This is a genomic window from Actinophytocola sp. (genome assembly GCF_045807065.1).
Classification (GTDB): domain Bacteria; phylum Actinomycetota; class Actinomycetes; order Mycobacteriales; family Pseudonocardiaceae; genus Actinophytocola.
Genome location: NZ_JBJMIE010000403.1, coordinates 1 through 16,565, shown reverse-complemented (window position 1 = coordinate 16,565; position 16,565 = coordinate 1). Strand labels below are relative to the sequence as shown.

Annotated in this window: 13 protein-coding genes and 1 pseudogene; 9 read left to right on the top strand and 5 right to left on the bottom strand. The window is 72.8% G+C overall.

The window, feature by feature from the left end; all coding sequences use genetic code 11:
- Positions 1-348: pseudogene (locus tag ACJ73U_RS23475) on the top strand (hypothetical protein); the annotation flags it as partial.
- A 191-nt stretch (positions 349-539) separates the two neighbouring features.
- A complete protein-coding gene (locus ACJ73U_RS23470) occupies positions 540-848 on the top strand; it encodes a hypothetical protein (protein ID WP_407779843.1) in 309 nt (102 codons plus the stop codon).
- Between the two features lie 300 nt (positions 849-1,148).
- On the opposite strand, the gene ACJ73U_RS23465 is transcribed toward ACJ73U_RS23470, so the two are convergent.
- Positions 1,149-1,514 carry a nuclear transport factor 2 family protein gene (locus ACJ73U_RS23465; RefSeq protein ID WP_407779842.1) on the bottom strand — a complete coding sequence of 122 codons (366 nt, stop codon included), beginning with the start codon at positions 1,512-1,514 and terminating at the stop codon, positions 1,149-1,151.
- Between the two features lie 121 nt (positions 1,515-1,635).
- Here ACJ73U_RS23465 and ACJ73U_RS23460 point away from each other — a divergent pair, with 121 nt between their 5' ends.
- A complete protein-coding gene (locus tag ACJ73U_RS23460; RefSeq protein WP_407779841.1) occupies positions 1,636-4,641 on the top strand; it encodes a LuxR C-terminal-related transcriptional regulator in 3,006 nt (1,001 codons plus the stop codon).
- Positions 4,642-4,665: 24 nt separating this feature from the next.
- Here the strand turns inward: ACJ73U_RS23460 and ACJ73U_RS23455 are convergent, their stop codons facing one another.
- Entirely contained in the window at positions 4,666-6,114 is a 1,449-nt protein-coding gene (locus ACJ73U_RS23455; RefSeq protein WP_407779840.1) for an aldehyde dehydrogenase family protein, read from the bottom strand.
- Between the two features lie 30 nt (positions 6,115-6,144).
- On the bottom strand, positions 6,145-7,545 hold the full coding sequence (locus tag ACJ73U_RS23450) for an aminomethyl transferase family protein (protein ID WP_407779839.1): 1,401 nt from the start codon (positions 7,543-7,545) through the stop codon (positions 6,145-6,147).
- A 132-nt stretch (positions 7,546-7,677) separates the two neighbouring features.
- Here ACJ73U_RS23450 and ACJ73U_RS23445 point away from each other — a divergent pair, with 132 nt between their 5' ends.
- From ACJ73U_RS23445 to ACJ73U_RS23425, 5 genes are all read left to right on the top strand, one after another.
- Positions 7,678-8,526 (top strand): methylenetetrahydrofolate reductase, encoded by an 849-nt coding sequence (locus ACJ73U_RS23445; protein ID WP_407779838.1) that lies wholly within the window; start codon positions 7,678-7,680, stop codon positions 8,524-8,526.
- A 24-nt stretch (positions 8,527-8,550) separates the two neighbouring features.
- On the top strand, positions 8,551-8,811 hold the full coding sequence (locus tag ACJ73U_RS23440) for a hypothetical protein (protein ID WP_407779837.1): 261 nt from the start codon (positions 8,551-8,553) through the stop codon (positions 8,809-8,811).
- Positions 8,812-8,890: 79 nt separating this feature from the next.
- Positions 8,891-9,586 (top strand): alpha/beta fold hydrolase, encoded by a 696-nt coding sequence (locus ACJ73U_RS23435; RefSeq protein ID WP_407779836.1) that lies wholly within the window; start codon positions 8,891-8,893, stop codon positions 9,584-9,586.
- A gap of 149 nt (positions 9,587-9,735) precedes the next feature.
- Complete coding sequence (locus ACJ73U_RS23430; RefSeq protein ID WP_407779835.1) at positions 9,736-11,244, top strand: histidine kinase; 1,509 nt, start codon at positions 9,736-9,738, stop codon at positions 11,242-11,244.
- A 64-nt stretch (positions 11,245-11,308) separates the two neighbouring features.
- Complete coding sequence (locus ACJ73U_RS23425) at positions 11,309-11,962, top strand: response regulator (protein ID WP_407779834.1); 654 nt, start codon at positions 11,309-11,311, stop codon at positions 11,960-11,962.
- A 247-nt stretch (positions 11,963-12,209) separates the two neighbouring features.
- Here the strand turns inward: ACJ73U_RS23425 and ACJ73U_RS23420 are convergent, their stop codons facing one another.
- Positions 12,210-13,079, bottom strand: a complete 870-nt coding sequence (locus ACJ73U_RS23420) for a hypothetical protein (protein ID WP_407779833.1) — start codon at positions 13,077-13,079, stop codon at positions 12,210-12,212.
- 181 nt (positions 13,080-13,260) lie between these two features.
- Between ACJ73U_RS23420 and ACJ73U_RS23415 the strand changes: the two genes are divergently transcribed.
- Entirely contained in the window at positions 13,261-16,284 is a 3,024-nt protein-coding gene (locus ACJ73U_RS23415) for a BTAD domain-containing putative transcriptional regulator (protein ID WP_407779832.1), read from the top strand.
- Here the strand turns inward: ACJ73U_RS23415 and ACJ73U_RS23410 are convergent.
- The gene (locus ACJ73U_RS23410; protein WP_407779844.1) at positions 16,271-16,513 is read right to left on the bottom strand and encodes a DUF397 domain-containing protein; all 243 of its coding nucleotides are present in this window, start codon (positions 16,511-16,513) and stop codon (positions 16,271-16,273) included. The genes ACJ73U_RS23415 and ACJ73U_RS23410 overlap by 14 nt on opposite strands.
- Positions 16,514-16,565 lie beyond the last annotated feature (52 nt).

Genomic DNA, 16,565 nt, shown 5'->3' with positions numbered 1-16,565 from the left:
GGCAACGCCGGGGATAACGCGAACGGCAACGGCGGCGCGAACGCGGGCAACGGCAACGGCAACGCCGGTGGGAACGCCGCCGCGCCGCCGGCCGCCTCGGGCGACGTGGTCTGCGCCGGGTCCACGGTGACGCTCTCCGGCGAGGGGGGCGCCCCGGCCGCCTCCAGCGGGACGCACCCGATCGGGACCGTGCTCAAGGTGACGAACCTGGACAACAACGCGTCCACCACCGTCGAGGTGACCAGCGTGTCGGGCAGCTGCGTGTTGCTGAACAACGCCGCCTTCGAGCAGGTCCGCGAGCCGGGCAAGTTCCTCATCCGCAGGGCCACGGTCGAGAAGGTCGGCTGAGCGGCCGCACGACCTGGACGCAGCCTGGATCCAGAACGCACCGTCGACATCTCGGACAGTCGGATGTTGACGGTGCGATATTTCCTGTGTAACGCTTCCGCGCGTTCGTCGACTACCTCGATGTTCGGAGTGGACAGGTGGGAGCTGTCCATTCTCCGACCAGCAGCAACCGACGACGTGGGGGAGGAATCATGAGAAACGAACCCGGCTACATCGACTACCAGCGCAGGCACGGCGGTGACCGCGTACTGGAAGCCGTGGGCGTCGACCGGTTCCCCGGTGCTCGGAAGTTCATCATCGTGTGCGGCCTGAGCGGCGGCGCCAGCAGCATCATGATCAGGTGGTACGCACACGACGTGATCGACGCCCGGAAGCGATTCCGGGAATGGCTGTCCGAATCATGGCAGACGATGACCACGGACCTCGCGGGAAACGGCCTGCCGAACGGCCTGGACTTCAAGACAAGCCAAATCAGCTGGTTCAACATCACCACCGAATAGCCAGAAAGCCCTCGACTCCTTATCACCGAAGCCCGCGCCCCGCCGGTTGAAACCTCGACGGGGCGCGGCGCACCTTGGCGGGCGGGGTGCGGGTTGGCGGGCGCGACGCGGTTGAGGGGCGGGGTGCGGGTTGGTGGGCGGTGCGGTTGGGCGGGGGCCGCGCCGGTTGGCGGGTAGTGCGGCGTGGTTGATGGGTGGTGTGGTCGGCCGGTTGGGCGGCACGCCGGTTGGCGGGCAGCGCGGCGCGGTTGGCAGGCGACGCGCTACCCGTTCCCCCGGTGTGGCCTGGTCCGGTCTCGGTCAGGCGGAGGGCACCCTGTCGAGGAAGCCGTAGACGGCGCGGATCCGGCCGTCCGGGGCGAGTACGGCGACGTCGAAGCCGGCGACCGGGGCGTCGCCGCCGGCCGGGCCGAGCTCCCAGGTGAACCGGGCCTGGTCGTGGTGTGCGTCCGGTGCGCCGACCAACCGGAAGGTGAAGTCCGGGAACTGCCCCTGCACGGCCGCGATGGTCGCGTCGAGCGCGTCCGCGCCCTCGGCGACGGCGATCGGGTCGATGTAGGTGACGTCGGGGGTCATCAGGGTGTCGATCGCGGCGCGGCGGGCGGTCGGGTCGGTCTCGTTCCAGGTGGCGATGTACCGCTCGACGGTGTCGTGGAGGTCGCTCATCTCAGTTCCTCTCGGGTTGTTCTTGCTGGTGAGAACGCTACGGGCGGCCGAGGGGCGAGGAATCGGTCGCGCTTAGGTAATCGCCGCGCTCGCTGTCGGCGGGCATCAGTAACCTGCGGACATGCTCTACGGCCGCGACGAGGAACGGGCGGTGATCGACGCCCTGCTCGCGGGTGCGGCGGCGGGGCGCAGCGGTGCGCTGGTGATCACCGGCGAACCGGGCATCGGCAAAACCGCACTGCTGGACTACGCCGCCGCGAAGGCGACCGGCCGGCCGGCGACCGGCACGGTGGCGGCCGACGGGGTGGGAACTGGCGGCGTGGCGGCGGCCGGCGGATCGGCGGCCGGCACGCTCGCGACTGATGGGGCGTGGCCGGGCACGGTGACTACCGGCGGGGCGACGACGGGTGTGGGACCGGGCGTGGCCGGGGCGGCGGTGGCCGCGGGCGCTGATATCGCAGGCGCGGGCGTTGCGGACGCCGATGCGGCCGGTGCCGGTGTGGCGAATGTGGGCGTTGCGGTTGGCGGCGCGCGCGTTGCCGCTGCGCACGCTGGTGTGTCAGCAGCCGGCGTGGCCGGGGCAGGTGTCGGGCTCGGCTCCGCGCGGCTGCTGCGGGCGGCCGGTGCGGAGTCCGAGGCGGAGTTGCCGTTCGCGGGGCTCCAGTTGCTGCTCCGCTCGGTGCTCGGTTCGCTCGACGCGCTGCCCGAGGTGCAGGCCACCGCGTTGCGGGGTGCCCTCGGCCTGGCCGCGACCGAGGGCACGGACCGGTTCCTGATCGGACTCGCCGTGCTGTCCCTGCTGTCCGAACTGGACGGTCCGGTCGTGTGCGTGGTCGACGACGCGCAGTGGCTGGGCAAGGAGTCGGCCGAGGCGTTGCTGTTCGCCGCTCGTCGGTTGGACGCCGAAGGTGTGGTGTTGCTCTTCGGCGCGCGGGAGGAGGCGCGGCTACCCGGCCTGCCGACGCTGCGACTGTCCGGACTGGACCCGGCGGCCGCCGGGGCGCTGCTCGACGAACGAGGGGCGGACCTGCCGGCCGGGTCGCGCTACCGGCTGCTCGCCGAGGCCGCCGGCAACCCACTGGCCCTCATCGAACTGCCGGCGGCCCTGCCGACGGCGTCCGCGGCCGGCGGGTTGCCGCTGACCGAACGGCTGCGGGCCGCGTTCACCGACCAGCTGCACCGGGTGCCCGAGCGGACCCGGACGGTGCTGCGGGTCGCCGCGGCCGAGGACACCGGGGATCTCGCCGTGGTGCTGCGGGCGGCGGCCACGCTCGGGGCGTCCGTGCACGACCTGACCCCCGCCGAGCAGGCCGGCCTGGTCCGGCTGTCCGAGGACACGCTCACGTTCCGGCACCCGCTGCTGCGTGCCGCGGTCTACCAGGACGTGCCGCTCGGCGAGCGGCTCGCGCTGCACCGGGCACTCGCCGACGCGCTCGTCGGCCCCCAGGACGCCGACCGGCGCGCCTGGCACCTGGCCGCTGCGGCCACGACCGCCGACGAGGAGGTCGCCGCCGCGCTGGAGCGGGTCGCGGGACTGGCCGGACGGCGGAGCGGGCACGCGGCCGCGGCCGCCGCCTACGAGCGTGCCGCGCGACTGACGCCCGACCCCACCGACCGGGTCCGCCGGCTGCTCCTGGCCGCCGAGGCCGCCGGTGAGGCGGGTGCGGTCGACCACGCGCTGGACCTGGCCGACCGGATCGGTGAGCCGCCGGCCGACCCGCTGCTGCGGGCCCGGCTCACCCAGGTGGTGGCGTTCGGCAGGTTCTGGCAGGGGCGGCAGGCCGAGGCGTACCGGCTGCTCGCCGAGCTGGCCGCCGAGCAGACCGGTCACGGCGCGGTGGAGACCCTGGTGGAGGCGGCCTACGTCGCGTGGTTCACGGGGCGGCAGGAGCTGGCCGACGCGGTCGACCGGCTCGGCGAGCTGCGCGTGCCGGCGGGGGACCGCCTGTCTCCCCTCGTCCGGGTGCTGATCTCCGGACTGTCGATGGCACTGGGCCGGCCCGCGGTCGCCGGCGAGCTGGACAGCGCGGTCGCGGCGGCGGTGCGGGCCGCCGGGGACGACTACCGGGAGCTGCTGTTCGTCTGCGGCGTGCAGGTGGCGACGGGCCGCGACCGGCGGGCGCACGAGTCCGCCGGGGCGCTCGTGGCGCGGACCAGGGCGAGCGGGCGGATCGCGTGGCTGCCGAACCTGCTGTTCCTACTGGCCGAGGGCCAGCTGGCGCACGGCCAGCACCGCGACGCGGCGACCACCGCGGAGGAGGCGCTGCGGATCGCGACCGACGCCGACCTGCGGCAGTGGCACGGCCAGCTGGCCGCCGTCCTGGCCCACGTCGCCGCGATCACCGGCGACGAGGCCCGGTGCCGGGAGCTGGCCGAACCCGTGCTCGCGGACCCGGACGACCCCGGCCTGCCGAGGGCGCGGTGGGCACTCGGCCTCCTCGACCTCGGCCTGGGCCGGACGGGCGCCGCACTGGACCGGCTGACGGACCTGGCCGGCGGCCCGCAGCGGTACGGTGTTTCGGTCACCCGGAGCGTGCCGGACCTGGTCGAGGCCGCGGTGCGAGCCGGCGCGCGAGACCGCGCCGCGGAGCCGTTCGCCCGGTTCACGGCCTGGGCCGAGCAGACCGGGCAGGCCTGGGCGGAGGCGTTGGTGCTGCGCTGCCGTGCGCTGCTGGCCCCGGACGAGAACGCCGAACAGCACTACCGGGACGCGCTGGCACGCCACCAGGCGGACCACCGCCCGTTCGAGCGCGCCCGCACGGCCCTGCTGTACGGCGAGTGGCTGCGCAGGGCTCGCCGCAAGGCCGAGGCGAGCACCCAGCTGCACACCGCCCTGGCCGACTTCCAGCGACTGGGGGCGACACCGTGGGCGGACCGCGCGGTGACCGAGCTGACCGCCACCGGAGTGGGCGGCGCCGTGATCGCGTCCGTACCGGCGGGAGTCGCCGCCACCCTCACGCCACAGGAGCTGCGGATCGTCCGGCTCGCCGCGGGTGGACTGTCCAACCGGGACATCGCGGCGCAGCTGTTCCTCAGCCCCCGCACCGTCGGATATCACCTGTACAAGGCGTACCCGAAGCTCGGCGTCCTGTCCCGCGGCGAGCTGGTGGACCTCGACCTTGGCTAGTCGCCGCCGCGTGAGCCGCCGTCCTCAGCCGGCGGGGAAGCTGATCGCGTGCGTCTCCATGAACTCGCGGAGGCCCTCGGTGCCCATCTCGCGGCCCATGCCGCTCTGGACGCGGCCGCCGAAGGGGGCGCGTTCGTCGAGGTGGGCGGCGCCGTGGCAGTTGGTGAACGTGTAGCCCGTGCGGAGCCGTGCCGCGACCGCGGCCGCGTGGTCCGGGTCGGCACTCCACACCGAGGACGTCAGGCCGGCCCACGTGTCGTTGGCGCGGGCGACGGCGTCGGCCTCGTCGTCGAACGGCAGGATCGGCAGGGCGGGGCCGAACTGCTCCTCCGTGACGAGCCTGGTGTCGTCGGCTGGGTCCAGGACCAGTGCCGGGCGCAGGAAGTTGCCCTGGGCGGGGACGTCCGTGCCGAACTCGCGCACCTCGGCGCCTCGGGCGCGGACCTCGGCCAGCAGGTCCGCCACGTACGCCTTCTGCTCCGCGCGGTGCAGCGGCCCCATGGTCGACGCCTCGTCGAGGCCGTGGCCCAGTGTCGTGGCGGACAGCAGGCCGGCCAGCCCGGCGACCACCTCGTCGTAGCGGGAGCGGTGCACGTACAGCCGCTTCACGGCCATGCACACCTGGCCCGTCGTGTCGAACGTCCCCTGGAACATCGACCGCATCGCGGAAGGCCCGAGGTCCGCGTCCGGCAGGACGATCGCCGGGTCGTTGCCGCCCAGCTCGAGCGTGACGCGGGTGAGGTTGCCGGCCGCCATCGCCATGACGCGCTTGCCGCCGGCCACACTGCCCGTGAAGCAGACCTTGCGCACGCGGCGGTCCGCGACCAGCACCTCGCCGATCTCGGCGTCCGCGCCGGTCACCACGTTCAGCACGCCGGGCGGCAGCGAGCGCGCGACGAGGGCGACCGTGCGGGCCGTCGCCAGCGGCGCGGTCGGCGGCGGCTTCACCACCACCGTGTTGCCCGCCACCAACGCGTACGCCAGCGACGCGCCCAGGATCGCGAGCGGCCAGTTGAACGGCACGATGATCGTCACCACGCCCAGCGGCTCGTAGCCGACCCGCGTCCGGTGCGGCGGACCGACGAGCTCCGTCACGCTGTCCACAGTGGACGACAGGTCGATCGCGAGCCGGCACCGGTGCTCGAACACGAGCGAGTCGATCACCGACTCCGCCAGGACTTTGCCGTTCTCACGGGTCAGGATCTCCGCCGTGGCCGGGCGGTCGGCGTCAAGGGGCGCCAGCGCCGCCGTCAGCCGCGCCGCCCGTTCGGCCGGTGCCAACGCCGCCCACGCCGGGAACGCCCGGTCCGCCGCCGCGACCGCGTCGGCCGCCTGCGCTGAGGTGGCCGACGCGGCGCGCCCGGCGACAGCACCCTCGGCCGCCGGGTCGACCACCCGTAGCGTGGCGGATGTCGCCACGAATGTGCCGTCGATGAACAGTTCCGTGGTGGTCTCGGGCAGCGTCGTGGTCATGCGATCCCCTCGCGGCTCGGGCGGAGCGGTCTATCGTGGGTTGGTACGCCAACCGGCGTGGTAGGTCTCGCGGGCCACGACGGAGTACGGCGCCGGGCTCACCACGGCACGCACGGCGAACTGCTCGTGCGGCTCCACGGTGGTCTTGCGGCTGCCGCCGTCCGGCTCGCCCCAGACGACCTGGACCTCGGCGCCGATCGGCACGCCGGGGTCGACCGTGGCGAGGGAGAGCACGGCGCGTTCGTTGGCGCTGTAGCCGGTGAACATGGACAGGCCGACCAGGGTGCCGTCCGCGTCGAGCACGGAGTCGAAGTTGGACGAGCCGTAGTTGGCGTTGGGCAGGTCGAAGAACTGGTACTGCGGGCCCTTGTGGTCGACCGGCGCCGCGAGCAGCGTCGCGACGTCCTCCGGGTGCCAGGCCAGGGTGACCTTGCGGCGCTGGGTGGCCGGGTCGACGGCGGCGAGCGCGTCGCGACCGACGAAGTCGTGGTCGAACTTCACGAACGAGCCGTACCCCAGCTCCCACGGGTTGGTGTAGTAGTCCTCGATCCGGTCGGACACGAAGCTGCCGGCGAGCGCGTTGGTCGCCTCGTAACCCTGTGCCGGCAACCATTCCCGGTACGGCCGCAGCTCCTCGCTCGTGTAGACGGCCGGCAGGGGGGAGGGGATCCAGCCCGACTCCAGGGTGTTGCACGAGTAGGCCCGCGACCCGCACGGCTCCAACCCGAACTCCCGGCCCGCCTCGAGGATGGCGTCCCGCACCCGGTCGTAGGACTCGTACGGCCCCCACAGCTCGAGGCCGGGCGCGCCGGCCATGCCGTGCCGCAGCGTCCGCACCCGCTGGCCCGCGAGGTTCAGGTGGCCCATGCGGAAGAACCTGACCTGCTCGACCGGTCCGCCGTTGAGCTTCTCGATCACCGCCCACGCCTTGGGACCCTGGATCTGGAACCGCCACAGCTCGCGGGTGACCGGCTTGCCGTACGGGCGCATCGGGGACCGCTCGTCGCGCCGGAGGTCCACGTCGTAACCCCGCCCGGCGCGGAAGGTGAGCCAGTTCGCGACGGGCGCGCGGCCGACGAAGACGAACTCGTCCTCGGCGAGCCGGAACAGGATGCCGTCGCCGATCACGCCGCCCTCCGGCGACACCGGCACGAACTGCTTGGCGGAGTCGACCGGGAACGTGGCCGTGCTGTTGGTTCCCGTGTCGGACAGCAGCCGCAGCGCGTCCTTGCCGGAGACGAACAGGTTGACCATGTGGTGGGACTGGTCGAACAGCACGGCCGTGTCGCGCCACGACTTCACCTCGCGCCGCCAGTTGGTGAACTCCGCCGGGACGACCGGGTAGACGTAGGCCCCGAGCTGGGAGTCGCGCAGCAGCTTGACGGTGTCGCCGGCCCGGTCCAGCACATCCTGGAGGTTCCTCGCGCTCATGGCTTGGACAGTAGGGAGGTCCGGCCCCGCGCGGGACGTCCTCGCGTCCGGTCCCGACTACGTCATTCGTCGCGGTCAACTCCCCGTCGATGCCGGACGAACCGCGGTCGCGGGTGAGCTGTACTGATCGGCATGACCGACCTCGTCGACCTGCTGCGCACCATCAGCTACGAGGTGGTGCCCTTCCGCCGGACCGAGCAGGCGGTGCTGGCCCACGTGCCGACGAGCGTGCCGCTGACGATCACCGTGACCGAGGCGCGCGGGCTGGACGCCACGCTCGACCTCGCCGAACGCCTGCACGGGCACGGCTACCGGGTGGCGCCGCACCTCGCCGCCCGGCAGCTCCGCGACGCGCGGCACGTCGCGGACGTGGTCGCCCGGCTGGGCGGGGCGGGCATCCGTTCGGTGTTCGTGGTCGGCGGTGACGCGCCGCGGCCCGTCGGCGCGTTCCCGGACGCCTTCTCGCTGCTGCAGGCGCTGGACGCGGTCGGCCACCCGTTCGACCGGATCGGCATCGGCGGCTATCCCGAGGGGCACGCCACGATCCCGCGGGACGCCGTGGACCTGGCGCTCAAGCAGAAGGCGCCGCTCGCCACGCACATCATCACGCAGATCTGCCTCAACCCCCGCACGACCGCGTCCTGGGCCGCCGGCATCGCGAGCGACGGGGTCGAGCTGCCGGTCCACGTCGGGCTGCCCGGACCGGTGAACCGGCAGAAGCTGGCCAGGATCTCCGCGGGGCTCGGGCTCGGGCAGTCCGCCCGGTTCCTGCGCAAGCAGGGCGGCTTCCTGTGGCGGCTGCTGCTGCCCAGCGGCTACGAACCGACGCGGCTGGTCCGGCGGACGGCCGCCGCGGTGTCCGAAGTGGACTCGAACATCCGCGGCCTGCACGTGTTCACGTTCAACGAATTGCGCCGGACCGAGTGGTGGCGGCAGCGGCTGCTCGGCGCCGTCACGGACTGGCTGGCGCAGGAGACGTGAGGCACGGCGATCGGAGGAGAGGCAATGGGTGCGCGCACACTCGACGGGCCCGCGGTCGCGGCGGCCGTGCTGGACCGGGTCCGCGTGGCGGCGCTCGACGAGCCCGGGTTCGTGCCGGCCGCGATTGGCGGGATCACGGCGTTGCTGGACGCTTACGACGTGCGCCCGGCGTACCGGCAGGCGGTCGTCGTCGGGCGCGACGGCATCCTCGCCAGGGGTCGCGACGCTCATCGGGCCGACGCCGCCGCAGAGCAGACCGTCGGCGCCGCCAGGAGGCGGAGTTGACTCGTCGAGCGGGACCCGGGCCGGCTGGTCACACTGGGGGAAGCACATCACGGCGGCCACGTTCGTTCGAGGAGCTGCGATGAGTGTTTTCGTACTGGTGCACGGGGTGTGGCAGGGCGGATGGGTGTGGCAGCGGGTGGCGCCGCTCCTGCGTGAGGGCGGCCACGAGGCCCACGCGCTGACCCTCACCGGTTTGAGTGAGCGTTCCCATCTGCTCAGCGCCTCGGTGGGGTTGAACACGCACATCCAGGACGTGTGCGCTCACATCGAGGCGTACGACCTGTGGGACGTCGTGCTCGTCGGGCACGGGTACGGCGGGCAGGTGGTCACGGCCGTCGCCGACTGGCTGCCCGACCGGCTGCGCGGCCGCGTGTACGTGGACGCGTTCGTCGGCGCCGACGGGGACGCCGCGATCGACATGCTGCCCGCAAGGGTCGCGGACCGGTGGCGGGAGTCGGTGGACGAGGTCGGCTTCGGCTGGCTGATCCCGGTGCGCCCGCTGGGCATGTTCGGGGTGACCGACGAGTCCGACGTCGCGTGGCTCTCCCCACGACTCACCCCGCACCCCTGGCTCGCCTACAGCGAACCGTTGCGGCTGACCGGGGCGCGGGAGACCCCGGCCAGGTTCGTCGAGTGCGTCGAGTCCAGGCGGGTGTTCCGGCCCCAGGCCGAACGGGCGGCGGCTCGCGGCTGGCCCGTGCACGAACTGGCGGCCGGCCACGAGGCGATGGTGACCGCGCCGAAGGAGCTGGCCGACGTGCTGCTGGAGCTGTGAACCCGGGGAAGTTCCATCCGGGCGGACGGGACGGATGACGTAGGCCGAACGGGCTCGCGCACCCGGTGCGCACCACGGTCGTCGACCCGCTCACCCCGTGATCTGGCTTCGGTTTCCGGTTTCCGGCCGGCACGCGGCATACTCGGGTGGTGCACCAACGGTGGGCCGGCACAGTCGCGGAGGATGCGCTGCGGCGCGCGGCGCAGACCCTGGTCGAGGTCAGCGCCGACGGGCTCGCGGTGGTGGACGGCGCGGGTCGCTTCGCCGGCCTGAACCACTCCGGTGCCGCGCTGCTCGGCGCCGCGCCCGAGGACCTGCTCGGCCGGCCGGCGCCGTTTGCGCGCCACCCCGGTCCGGACCGCGTGCTGCACACCGCGACCTGGACGGCGCCAGGTGGGCGGGCGCAGGACCTCGAGTACCGGATCCTGCCGCTGCCCGACGGCGGCCACGCGGTGTGGTTCCGCGACGTCACCACGGTCCGGCGCCAGCAGCGGCGGCTCACGGCCATCGCGCGGGCCGCGTCCCGGGTGGCCGAGGCGTACTCGCTGCCGGTGACGCTGGAGGCGGTCGCGCAGGAGATCGTCCGCACGGCCAACATCGCCGCCGTGCAGATACTGTCCGTTGAGGACCCGAGCGCCGAGCTGCGGATCCTGGGCATGGCCGGGTTCGGCACGGCGCCGGACTTCGTGGCCCGGCTCTCGGCGTGCCGGCGGCGCGGTGCGCACGTCCGGTTCCTCGACGCGTTCCTGTCCGGAGAGCCCGTGGTCGACCTGCGCCGCAAGCCGCTCATCATGTCCGACCCGGCGTGGGCGCCGCTGAAGGAGATCATGGACCGCCCCGACTGGGACGCGTTCGTGTCGATGCCGATGTCGGTGCGGGGCCGCACGGTCGGCGTGATCAACGCGTACTACCGGCCGGGCGAGGACCCGTGCCCCGACTCGCTGGCGTTCCTGGAGGCGATGGCCGACCAGGCCGCGGTGGCGATCGACATGGCCGCGTTGTTGGCGCAGACCCGCACGCAGGCACAGTCCGACGAACGCCGCAGACTGGCGCGCGACCTCCACGACTCCGTTGTGCAGCAACTGTTCTCGATGCGCATGCAGGCAAAGGCGTTGCGGCGCCGCCTGGACCGCGCCGACGCCGTGGGTGTGCGCGGCGCGGTGGAGGAACTGGCGGAGCTGTCGGCGGGCGCGCTGGCCGACCTGCGGCTGTTGGTGTTCGAGCTGCGCCCACTGGACCTGGCGGAACACGGCCTGGTGGCGGCGATCGAGGCGCACGCCGCGAGCCTGCGCGCCCGCACCGGTCTGGCCATCGAGGTGCACGCCGAGGCGGACGTGCACATCGGCGGCGGCCTGGACTTCCAGGAGGACCTGTACCGGATCACGTCCGAGGCCCTGCACAACGTCGTGAAACACGCCAACGCCACGACGGTGGAGGTCAGCATCGCGGCCGAGACCCCGGACCTGGTGGTACAGGTGCGGGACGACGGCGCCTCGGCGAGCCAGTCACCGGACCGCACCCGCGAACGGCTGGGGTTGCTGTCCATGCGCGAGCGGACCGAGCGGTGGGGCGGCCACTTCGAGGCAGGCCCGTCCGCGGACCGCGGCTGGGTGGTGCGAGCGGCCGTCCCACTGCTGGACGGGGAGTACCCGCCGTGATCCGGTCTCTGTTGGGGGAGGTGCCGGCGGTGGTCCGGGTGCTGCCGGGCGGGGGGTGCGCGCGGTGATCCGGGTGCTGCTGGTCGACGACCACGCGGTCGTGCGGCGTGGGTTGCGGGCGTTCGTGGAGACCGAGCCGGAGCTGGTGGTCATCGGCGAGGCCGGGGACGGTGTGCAGGCGCTGGAGTTGTTGCGCCAGTGGCAGACGCTGGGTGAGCCGCTGCCGGACGTGGTGCTGATGGACCTGCGGATGCCGCGCATGGACGGCACGGAGGCGACCGAGCGCATCGCCGACGGGTACCCGGGCGTGCACGTGGTGGTGCTGACGTCGTTCGGCGAGGTGGAACGCGTCCACACGGCACTGGCGGTGGGCGCGGCGGGCTACCTCCTCAAGGACGCCGAACCCGCCGAGGTGGCCGCGGCGATCCGAGCCGCGGCATCGGGCGAGGTACACCTGGACTCCGCGGTGGCAGGACAGCTGGTCCGGCGGATCTCGGCACCCCGCATCGGACTCACGGCGCTCACCGCCCGGGAACGCGAGATCCTCGCCCTGGTCGCGGAGGGCCACCCGAACCGCAAGATCGCCGAGCGGCTGGTGATCAGCGAACGCACGGCCCGGACACACGTGAGCAACGTGCTCAGCAAGCTCCAACTCTCGTCCCGCACCCAGGCGGCCCTGTTCGCAATCCGCGAAGGTCTGATTCCACCGCCGAGCTGACCTCGCTTCCGGTTGCTGCTCGTTTCCGGTTGCTGCTCGTTTCCGGTTGCTGCTCGTTGATTCTACGTCAAGCCAGCAATTAATATAAACTATATAGATGTCCGACTAAATCGGGCTGGACTGGGAAGGGGAAGGACGCCTCTCTCCACCAAAGCTGAAAGACGCAACGGACGAGAGGAGGGCCGGGTGCGCACCCACGCGCACCCGGCCCACAACAGAGAACCCACAGAGAACCCAGAACAGAGACTCAGCCCGTCGGAATCTTGCCGTTCTTCGCCATGGGCACGCCCAGTTGCTGCCGGGCCAGGAGTACGGCCGGCTCGTTCGGCAGGTCGGTCAGCAACGGGTTGATGTGCCGCAGCTTCAGCTCGATCGGGGGCGGCGTGGGCGCCGAGATGTCGAACTTCTCCAGGTCGATCCACTGCACGATCTTCAACACGTCGTCCGGGATCTCCTGGTCGTTCTTGCGTACCGGCACGCACAGCTGCCGGTTCACCCCGACCCCGACCTCGGTCGTCGGGATGGGGCTCAGCGCCTTGTTGAGCTGGGTCAGCTTCAGCGAAGTGCCCAGCGGCACCTGCGGCGTCTCCCGGAAGCAGGCGAGGTCGATGTACTGGACGAACCTCAGCACCTCGGCCGGCGGCACCTCCTGGTTCTTGATGACCGGCACGCACAGCTGCTCGGGCGTCAGCAGTGTCACGGCCCTGGGCGGGAAGTCCTTGAGCACCGGGTTCAGGTGGCTGAGCTTCACCGGCAGGTTCATGTTCGGGCCGCTGATCCGGTAGCAGGACAGATCCGTGTACTGGACGAAGTCCAGCACGCCCGTCGGCGGGATCACGCCGTTCTTCGCCACCGGGGAGCAGAGTTGGGTGCGCGGGCCGAGGCTGTCGATGGTCCAGCGCGCCTGCTCGGCCAGCACGGGGTTGAGGTGGCTGAGCGTGATTGGCTCGTGCAGCGGCGGCGGCGTGTACGGGCTGGTGCGGAAGCACTCGAGATCCAGGCTCGACACGTACCGCAGCGGGCTCGGCAGTGCCAGTGCCTGGTGCGGCGCGGAGTTCGCCGCCGTCGTCGCGATCGCGGTGCCGGTCAGGGCGGCGGCCAGGACCACGACGGCCATCCCGATGCGTGTACGTGCGGTTGTTCTTCGGAACATGCTGTGACCTTCCTCTTTGGCAGGGCACACCCAGGAAACCGCCGCCCGTTAAGGCGGTCTTAAAGTGACCTGTGGGGACCGTTACGAACTCCATCGCGGCGGGCGAACTTCCCATGCACGCGTCCGCGCGGCGAAGGGGAGTGCGGTGACCAGCCGAACAGGGACGTTTCTGGACAGGCCGAGGCTGTCCGCCCTGCTCACCGGCACACCCGCGACCCGGCTGACCACGCTCGTCGCGCCGGCCGGTTACGGCAAGACCGCCCTGCTCGCCGCCTGGGCCGACCCGGCACGCACCGCGTGGCACACCTGCGCCGCGCAGGACCGGGAAACCCGGCCGGCACTGCGGCAGCTGGCCGAGGCGATCCGGAACGTGGTGCCAGCGCTGGACTTCACGATGCCCGCCTTCGCCGGCGACGCCATCGCGGCGGTCGCGGCCCTCGCCGACGCGCTGCGCACCGCCGACCTCACGCTGGTGCTCGACGACGTGCACGTCGTGGGGGAGCGGGACCCGTCGGCACGGCTGCTCGAAGGACTCTGCCAGCAGCTCCCGCCCGGCGTGCGGCTGGTCCTCGCCGGCCGGCGCCCGCCGCCGTTCCCCGTGCGGCGACTGCGTGACGCCGGCCAACTCGTCGAGCTGACCGCCGGTGACCTGGCCTTCACCGCCGCGGAGACCACGAAACTGTCGGCGCAGCACGGGATCACCGGCGGTTGGCCGGTCGCGGTGCGACTGGTCGCCGAGGCGGCGCCGCACGTCACCGAGCCCATCCGGTTGTTCGACTGCCTCCGCGCGGTCACCGACGAACCGGCGCGCGAGTTCCTCCGCGACGCGGCCCGGTTCAGCCGGTTCCGGCCGGAACTCCTCGTGGCACTGGGACACCCCGGTGAGAGCACCGCCGAACTGACCTCGCGCGGGCTCGTCGAGGCGCTGCCGCCGGCGTCCGGCTGGTACCGCCTGGTCCCGTTCGTCGCCGAACTCGTCCGCGCCCAGCTGCCCCACCCGGATCCGCGGAGCCTGTACGACGCGGCGGCACGCTGGTTCACCGCCAACGATCACCTCGACGCCGCCCTGTCCACACTCGCCACGCTCGGCGACCACGACCGTGTCCAGCGGTTCCTGCACGAGCACGCCGAGGAGCTGCTGCGCCGCGGCGGCGCGGACACGGTCGTCGCCGCGGTCCGGCTCGTGCCGCCGGCCGACCGCGACCACCGGACCTGGCAGCTCGCCGGTGAGGCGCACCAGGTCCGCGGCGACTGGGACAGCGCGCTCAACTGTCTACAGCGGACTGTCAGGAAAGGACAGTGTCTTCCCGCTGCCGTCGCACGGCGGATCGCGTGGTCGCACTACCTCAGCGGAGCGACCGCCGACGCGCTCGACGTGTGTGGGCGCAGCCAGCTCGACGGTGCCGACCCGGCGTCCGAGTCGCTCCTGCACAGCTGCGCCGCGAGCGCCCAGTGGGCACGCGGCGAGCTGGACGCCTGCCGCGCCGCCGCCACCACGGCCATGACCACGGCCCGCGAGTGCGGTGACGACGCCGCCCTGGCGGCCGCGCACACCGTCCTCGCGATGCTCGCCGCGGCCGGCGGTGACCAGGCCGCGCTCACCGAGCACAACCGCGCCGGTCTGCGGCACGCCGAACGAGCCGGGGACGTGCTCAGCCTGGTCAGGATCCGGTCCAACAGGGCGTCCCACCTGATCGAGGCCAGCGACTACCGCGGCGCGCTCGCCGAGCTGGAGGTCGCGCTGCCGCTGGCCGAGCTGACCGGGTTCACCACCTACCGGGCGTTCTGCCTCAACAACCGCGGCGAGGCGCGGCTGGGCCTCGGCCAGCTCGACGAGGCCGCCGCCGACCTCGCCGCGGCACGCGACCTCTTCACCGCCATCGGGTCCAGCCACGCCGCGGTGCCGCTGACCTGGCTCGCCGAGACCTACCGGCTGCGTGGCGACCGCGTGCAGGCGAGAACGGCGTACCAGCGGGCGATCCGGCTCGCGGAGGCGAACGACACCGCCACCCAGCTCGTCCCCGCCCTCGCCGGCCTCGCCCGGTTGCTGGTCGACGACGACCCGGCGGCCAGCGCCGAGCTGGTGGGCCGAGCGCGGGCGTTCGGCACCGGGTTCGGCTACCAGGCGGTGTTGCTCGCGTCGGCGGCGCTGCGGCTCGGCCAGGGAGACTGGGTGGCGGCGCTGCACACGGCCACCGAGGCGGAGCTGCTCGCCCGCGCCCGCGGGGACCACGCCACGTGCGCGGAGGCGCTGGAACTGCGTGCGCGGGCCGTGCTCCTGCTCCGGCCGGGTGATGGTGCCGCACTGTCCCTTGTGGACGACGCGGCTCGGATCTGGCGGGAGCTGGGCAACTCCCGCGCCGAGCACCGCGTGGCCGCCATCTCCGGCAGGGGCCTGGCGGTCATCGTCGGGCGGAGCCCCACCGAGGCGGGTCGGCACGACGTGGCCGTGCTGTCGATCCAGACCCTCGGCGGGTTCCGCGTGCTGCGGGGCGGGGAGCCGGTGCCGGGTACGGCGTGGCAGTCCCGCAAAGCCCGTGACCTCGTCAAGATCCTGGTCACGCGCCGCGGCCGGCCGACGACCCGGGAGGCGCTGATCTCCCTGTTGTGGCCCGGAGAACCGGCGGACCGCGTGGGGAACCGGCTGTCGGTCGCGCTGTCGACCGCACGGTCCGTGCTCGGACGCGGTTCCGCGCGCTGCGTGGTCGCCGAGGGGGACACCGTGCGGCTCGACCCAGCGCTGGTGGCCGTTGACGTGCTGTCGTTCCTGACCGACGCGCAGCGCGGCTTGGCGGCCTGGCGGGTGTCCCGGCCGGAGGCGTGGCCGCTGCTGCACGCCGCGGAGGCTGCCTACACCGGGGACTTCCTGGAGGAGGACCCGTACGAGGACTGGACGATCCCACTGCGCGAGGAGGCGCGGCTGACGTACGTCCAGGTGGCGACGGTGCTCGCCGGGCACACGGAGGAGACGGGCGAGCACATCACGGCCAGCCGGTACTGCCTGCGGATCCTCGAACGCGACCAGTACAACGAACCCGCGCACCTGGCACTGGTGCGCGCCCTGGCCGCCGCCGGCAGCCACGGCGAGGCCCGACGACGGTACCGGACCTACGTCGATCGCATGATGGAGATCGACGTCGAGCCGCGCCCGTTTCCTAGCGGGTGGTGAGAAGCCGCCAGGCGGTGGTGGGGATGGAGAGCATCGGGCCGTCCGGGTTCTTGGAGTCGCGGACCAGGACTCCCTCACTCGTAGATGGGGGTTGGTGGTTCGACCACGCCACCTCCACGCAGTTGGTTCCCTCGTCGCCGCTGTGGCTGCTCTTCCGCCACGCCACCTCCACGCAGTTCGTTCCCTCGCTGCCGCTGTGGCTGCTCTTCCGCCAAGCCGTCTGCGTCACCTCGTTGACTCCCTCGGTCGTACGCGTCGGCCAGCTGGGCCGCGCTCTCCCG